1 protein-coding gene is annotated in these 584 nt (G+C 69.3%); it reads right to left on the reverse strand.

The window, feature by feature from the left end; translation table 11 throughout:
• Positions 1-84: 84 nt before the first annotated feature.
• On the reverse strand, positions 85-584 hold a 500-nt coding region (locus tag RHBS_RS28455; protein ID WP_187298697.1), incomplete at its 5' end, for an ERAP1-like C-terminal domain-containing protein.

The following is a 584-nucleotide window of genomic DNA, read 5'->3' on the forward strand; positions in this document are numbered from 1 at the left end:
CAACGGCGAAGCCGCCGAGCAGACCGCCGGCAGCGAGCGCGGACGTGGCGAGCGAGCGGCGAGTGGCGTTGGTGGGCATGATTATCACCCTAGCCGCGCCTGCACCCGCAGGCTCCTCGCAAGGTGGTCTCGTTGCTCGATCACCAAGCGCCGCAGGGCAGCCGGTGCCCACTCGTGCTCGGCGAGCCAGCTGTCCGCGGCCTCCGTCGACGACTGCTGCGGGAACAGGCGGACGACGATTCGCCTCGCGATCTCGATGCTGCGCGAGGTCCACAACGACGAGATGGCCTCGAAGTACCGGTCGTGATACTCCTGCGTCAGGTCCGGTCGGTGCCCGGCCCCGAAGCCGGTGATGAAGGCGTCGAGAACATCGTTGGACGCATCGTCGCGCTCGGTGATGGCAGTCCACGCCCGCGCCTTGACCTCGGCATCGGGTATCGCCGTCGACGCCGCGGTGTGTGAGGTGCGCCCCGACGAGGTGTCGTCGGAGGCCAGCTCGGCGTCGAGCTCGGCCGAGGTCGCGTTCCCGGTTGCGGCCAGGGCCAGCCAGAACGACCAGCGCTGATCGGGGATCGAGACGCAGT

It is taken from the genome of Rhodococcus sp. BS-15 (genome assembly GCF_000813105.1).
GTDB lineage: Bacteria > Actinomycetota > Actinomycetes > Mycobacteriales > Mycobacteriaceae > Rhodococcoides.